8 protein-coding genes are annotated in these 4,989 nt (G+C 72.6%); 1 reads left to right on the top strand and 7 read right to left on the bottom strand.

Annotated features, from left to right (window positions below):
* The coding region (locus tag ACFWYW_RS56315) for an erythromycin esterase family protein (RefSeq protein WP_379641410.1) at positions 1-707 on the bottom strand (707 nt) is incomplete at its 3' end.
* A 78-nt stretch (positions 708-785) separates the two neighbouring features.
* Between ACFWYW_RS56315 and ACFWYW_RS56310 the strand changes: the two genes are divergently transcribed.
* A complete protein-coding gene (locus ACFWYW_RS56310; protein ID WP_379617965.1) occupies positions 786-1,475 on the top strand; it encodes a TioE family transcriptional regulator in 690 nt (229 codons plus the stop codon).
* On the opposite strand, the gene ACFWYW_RS56305 is transcribed toward ACFWYW_RS56310, so the two are convergent.
* The 6 genes from ACFWYW_RS56305 to ACFWYW_RS56280 all read right to left on the bottom strand — a co-directional run.
* A complete protein-coding gene (locus ACFWYW_RS56305) occupies positions 1,454-2,107 on the bottom strand; it encodes a hypothetical protein (RefSeq protein WP_379641408.1) in 654 nt (217 codons plus the stop codon). The genes ACFWYW_RS56310 and ACFWYW_RS56305 overlap by 22 nt on opposite strands.
* 18 nt (positions 2,108-2,125) lie before the next feature.
* Entirely contained in the window at positions 2,126-2,773 is a 648-nt protein-coding gene (locus ACFWYW_RS56300; protein WP_379617969.1) for an HD domain-containing protein, read from the bottom strand.
* Positions 2,760-3,035, bottom strand: coding sequence for a hypothetical protein (locus tag ACFWYW_RS56295; protein ID WP_379617994.1), 276 nt, complete (start codon positions 3,033-3,035; stop codon positions 2,760-2,762). The genes ACFWYW_RS56300 and ACFWYW_RS56295 overlap by 14 nt, the downstream gene beginning before the upstream one ends.
* Positions 3,036-3,040: 5 nt before the next feature.
* Positions 3,041-3,487 (bottom strand): hypothetical protein, encoded by a 447-nt coding sequence (locus ACFWYW_RS56290; RefSeq protein WP_379617996.1) that lies wholly within the window; start codon positions 3,485-3,487, stop codon positions 3,041-3,043.
* Between the two features lie 115 nt (positions 3,488-3,602).
* Positions 3,603-4,073, bottom strand: coding sequence for a MarR family winged helix-turn-helix transcriptional regulator (locus ACFWYW_RS56285; protein ID WP_379617971.1), 471 nt, complete (start codon positions 4,071-4,073; stop codon positions 3,603-3,605).
* A 22-nt stretch (positions 4,074-4,095) separates the two neighbouring features.
* Positions 4,096-4,989 (bottom strand): acyl-CoA dehydrogenase family protein (locus ACFWYW_RS56280; protein WP_379641407.1); only part of this gene is annotated, 894 nt, incomplete at its 5' end.

Genomic DNA, 4,989 nt, shown 5'->3' with positions numbered 1-4,989 from the left:
GGGTAGCGCAGCAGGCCGGTCGCCGTCCTGCCGTACAGGCGGGCCCGCCACCAGTCCCGCCCGGACGCCCGGGCCAGCCGGGGAGCCTCGGCGTCGAGGTAGCCGGTCAGGTCGCCGGCGAGCAGGCGCAGCCGTACCGCGTCGTCGGAACGCCCGATCGAGCGCGCGGGGTTCATCATCGCGTCCAGGTTGTCCCAGCGCTCGTCGGCCCCGAACAGCCCCGCGAAGTCCGCGACGTTCCACGGCAGCGGCAGGTGGGCGGCGAGCGCCGCGTGCAGCCGCAGGAGCGCGTCGCGGGGACTGGCCGCGCCGCTCAGCTCCATCGGCGCGTCGAACCCGTGGAAGCGCAGCCGGTCCTCCTCGCCCCGGCCGCGGTTGTACTCCCGCATCCAGACCACGAGTTCCCGCTCCGCGGCCGACCCGCCGAGCCCGTGGCTGAACCCCTCGCGCATGACCACGTCGAGGTCGCCGTCGCCGCCCGCCACGTAGTCGTCCACGACCAGCCCCTTCAGGCAGTCGCTCTCGACGGTGACCGAGCGGTACCCGGCGTGCCCGACCAGATACCGGAAGAGCTCGTTGCGCAGCCGGGGGAAGACCTCGACGCCGTGCGTGGGCTCCCCCAGGCCCAGCAGCCGCGTGCGCGCCCCGGCCAGCTTCAGCACGGCCGCGCCCAGGTCCCGCGCGTCCGCCCATGTGACGTCAACCATGCTTCAACGGTATCGTTGAACATTCTGTTGAAGCTCTGGAGATTTCATCCGGTACGGCGAGGCCGTAACCTTCAACTCATGAGGCAGCTCCGCCCGATCGACCTGGCCCGCGAGCACGGCATTTCCTCGCAGGCCGTACGCAATTATGAAGAGGCGGGAATCCTCCCGCGGGCCGCGCGCACGCCGAGCGGGTACCGGGCCTATACCCCGCTGCACGCGCAGGCACTGCGCGCCTTCGTCGCCCTGACTCCCGCGCACGGGCACCACACGGCCACCGCGGTCCTTCGCGCGATCAACGAGGACGCGCTGGAGGAGGCCCTGCGGCTCATCGACGAGAGCCACGCCCAGCTCATGGAGGACCGCCGCACGCTGACCGCCGTCGAGAACGCGCTGCGCGACCTGGCACCCACCCCGGCCGAGCACGGCGTCACCCACATCGGCCCGCTGGCCCGCAGGCTGGGCGTGCGCCCCGCCACGCTCCGCAAATGGGAACAGGCCGGCATCCTGCGCCCCGGCCGCGACCCGCGCACCGGCTACCGCGTCTACGCCTCCGCCGACGTGCGCGACGCCCAGCTCGCCCACCAGCTCAGACGCGGCGGCTACCTGCTGGAGCAGATCGCCCCCCTGCTCGCCCAGGTCCGCGCGGCCGGCGGCATCGCGCCGCTGGAGGCCGCGCTGTCGGGCTGGCGCGAGCGGCTGTCGGCCCGCGGCCTGGCCATGCTCGGCGGCGCCGCCGCCCTGGACGCCTACCTGTCCGCCCGCGGCTGAGCCTCCTCGATCCAGCCGCGGTCGATGCCGGGGTTGTCGTCGTGCACGACGAACTCACGTTCTGCCTCCAGTACGGCGAAGCCGCCCGCACCCAGCGCCCGTACCAGCGCGTCGAGCCGGTGCCCCGCCACGGACAGGCCGACGCCCCGGCACCGCTGGGTCACATATCGCTCGGCTGAGCCGTCCGGGCGTACCCGCCGGGCGTTGCGCGACAGGTGCGCGGAGTGCCGCTGCGCGATCTCGGCCAGCTTCTCCGTGCGCGCGGGGTCGGTCACCGTGACGTGGTGCTCGAAGTAGCATCCGTCGAGCTTCGCGGCCGCGGCGGCGGTCCAGGGCACGTCCCGGTTCCACGGCGCCGCCTCGATCTTCACCCTGACCACGCGGAACCCCGCCTCCCGCAGTCCCGCCGCGCACGTCGCGGCGGCGGCCCGCTGCTCGGGCAGGGTGCCGCGGCCGGCGAGCGTCAGCGTCGGCTGGCAGGTGACGGCGCCGCGCTCCAGCACGACGTGGGTCAGCGTGGCCTGGTTGCCCGCCGCCCAGGCGTCCAGCCGTTCCACGTCGCCACCTGGCGCAACGGTCAGATGAATGTCGAATACCCCCGCGAAGTCCACGAAGGCCATGATCCACCACATCGCGGGTTTCTCCGCTTTCTAGGAAACCTCGTCGTAGTCGCCCCACCCGGCCATCTCACGCCACGTGGGCCAGGTCTGGCCGGTGGCCTGCCGTACCAGCTCACCGGGAACACTGAACGGCGGCGCCTTGCGCGGGTCGGCGAGCGCCTGGGCGAGGATCTCGTCGTGCAGGACGGCGGCGGCGCGCAGCCGCGGCAGCACCGCGTGGACGCGCTCGGCGTAGCCGGCGGGCAGCGGGGGCCCGTCCCCGCCGATGTCGTACCCGGCGCCGGCGGTCACCAGCGCGATCTCCGGGCGCTTGCGCAGGGCGATCGCGGGGCTGAGGTGCAGGGCGACGGCGTCCCAGACCACCTCGGCCCCGTCTCGCGGCAGGCCGCGCTCGACGAGCCAGTTCGCGGCCAGGTCCGCGCCGTCGATCTCGAAGCTGCTCTGCCCGTTGCCCGGCTCGCTGAGCCCCACGTCGTGCAGCACGCAGGCCAGGAAGAACAGCTCGTCGTCGTAGTCGCGGCCCGGCAGCACGCCCTGCGTCTCGCCGGTGAAGCGGCCGTACAGGTAGGTGCGCATGCTGTGGTTGAAGATCGCCGGGCTCTCGATGGCGCGGGCGTGGCGCACGGCCTCGATCGCGAGGGCGGTCCTGGGGAACGGCAGGCCGTCATACGCTTCCATGCCCGGTCCTTTCCGCCCTTTCCGCACGCAGGTGGCGCAGGGCGAGCAGGCCGCCGACGCCGGGGACGAAGGCGCGCCACATGGTCCCCCGCAGGCCCGTGGACGGAGCGAGGGAGGCGGCGGCGATGACGGTCACGTAGGAGATGCCGTGCAGCGGGCCGCCGAACGTCGTGATGACCTTGGCGTGCACCGTGAACAGGTTCGTGAGCAGGACCGCCAGCGAGAGCAGTTCGGCGGCCGAGGCGATCCGCAGCAGGCGCATCCGGCTCACGCCGCCTGTCCGGAGCCGGGCCGTACGATCATCAGGACCACGACGATCGCCCACGCCAGGTTGTAGACGCCGGCGAACATCGACAGCTGCCGCAGCCGCGCCGGGTCGCCTTCGCCCTGGTCGGCCAGGGCGTCGCGCTGGCGCGGGTAGATCTGGGTGATGAGCAGCAGGGCCGCGGCGGCGGTCAGGACCATCGACACGATGATCCAGATCTCGCCCATCCGGCCCTGGACTCCGGCCAGGATCATCCCGGCGAGCGGGACCACGAGGCCGAAGGCGGCGTACCCGCGGGTGACGCGGTGCAGCGCGACGGCCACCGACCGGCTGCGGCCCTCCCCTGCCGGGGCGGGCGCGTAACGGGGGAACAGGCTCGTCGCCACGGCCGAGCCGCCGACGAACACGATGGCGGCCAGCACGTGGACCGACAGCAGGACATGTTCCAGCATGTCTCCTCCTCCAACCTTCAGGGTGGCTGAAGCTTAGGGCATACTTCAGCCGCCCTGAAGGTTGGGGTACTTCACCGCGGATCGGCCGCCTCAGCGTGAGAGGCCGGGAACCTCAGCGCGGGTCGGGTGCCTGAGCCGGGAAGCCGGGCGCCGCGGCCAGGAAGGCGGCGAGGACGGCCTGGCCGACGCGGTGCTGGACCGGGTCGGCGTCCGGGCCGAACAGGCGCTCGTCCGCCTCGGCCACCGCCTTCCTGGCCGCCCGCAGCAGGTCCACACCGTCCGGCGTCACCTCGATCGCGGAGGCCGAGCCCGCGCGCGCCGTGTGGTCCCGCACCAGCCCCGCCGCCTCCAGCGACTTCACCGCCGCGTGCACACTCTGCACGGTGACCCCCTGCATACGCGCCAGATCACTGAACGACGCCCCGGGCACCCCCGAGATATGCCCCAGCAGCCCGAGCCTCCTGACCGTCAGATCAAGCGGCGCCAGCGCGGCCGTCAGCTCATTCTCAACCCGCCGCGCCAGAGTCAGCACGATGATGGAGGCGCTGGTCACGGGCGGGCCGAGGCGGTCGTCGTCACTCACCCCGCCAGTTTCCCACCGACTCTCACCGCACCGGCAACCCCGTGACGGCCCGGCCGATGATCAGGCGCTGGATCTCCGAGGTGCCCTCGAAGATGGTGTAGATCTTGGCGTCGCGGTGGAAGCGCTCCACTGGGTGGTCGCGGGTGTACCCGGCTCCGCCCAGGATCTGGATGGCCTGCTCGGTCACCCACACCGCCGTCTCGCCCGCCACCAGCTTCGACATCGACCCCTCCGCCTGCTCGAACTGCCGCCCGTTGCGCGCCATCCACGCCGCCCGCCAGGTGAGCAATCTGGCCATGTCCACCCGGGTCGCCATATCGGCAAGGAGGAAGGCGATCGCCTGGTTCTCGCCGATCTTGCGGCCGAACTGCTCGCGTTCCGTGGCGTAGTCGCGGGCGTACTCGTAGCCCGCGCGGGCGATGCCCACCGCCATCGCGGCCACGGACGGACGGGTGGTCTCGAAGGTGCGCATGGCGGCCTGTTCGCCCGAGCGCTCGCCGTTGCGGACGCGGGCCAGGCGGGACTCCAGCTTCTCCTGCCCGCCGAGCAGGCAGGCGGCGGGCAGGCGTACCTGATCGAGGACGACCTCGGCGGTGTGCGAGGCGCGGATGCCGTGTTTCCTGAACTTCTGGCCCATGGACAGGCCGGGCGTTCCGGGCGGGATGACGAACGAGGCCTGGCCGCGGGTCCCCAGCGCCGGGTCCACGGAGGCGACGACGACGTGGACGTTGGCGATGCCGCCGTTGGTGGCCCAGGTTTTGACGCCGTTCAGGATCCAGTCGCCGGAAGGGTCGCGTTCGGCGCGGGTGCGGATGGCGCCGACGTCGGAGCCGGCGTCGGGCTCCGAGGCGCAGAAGGCGCCCAGCTTGACGTCGTTCTCGGTGCCGAACATCTGGGGCAGCCACTCCCCCATCTG

Source organism: Nonomuraea sp. NPDC059023, from assembly GCF_042740095.1.
In the GTDB taxonomy this organism is placed as follows: Bacteria; Actinomycetota; Actinomycetes; order Streptosporangiales; family Streptosporangiaceae; genus Nonomuraea.
Note: the sequence above shows the minus strand (reverse complement) of the source record. Positions and strands in the feature narration are given on the sequence as shown.

Coding starts and splice junctions, on each gene's coding strand:
- ACFWYW_RS56310 (WP_379617965.1), top strand. CDS start 786: ATGAGGCAGCTCCGCCCGATCGACCTGGCCCGCGAGCACGGCATTTCC.
- ACFWYW_RS56305 (WP_379641408.1), bottom strand. CDS start 2,107: ATGTGGTGGATCATGGCCTTCGTGGACTTCGCGGGGGTATTCGACATT.
- ACFWYW_RS56300 (WP_379617969.1), bottom strand. CDS start 2,773: ATGGAAGCGTATGACGGCCTGCCGTTCCCCAGGACCGCCCTCGCGATC.
- ACFWYW_RS56295 (WP_379617994.1), bottom strand. CDS start 3,035: ATGCGCCTGCTGCGGATCGCCTCGGCCGCCGAACTGCTCTCGCTGGCG.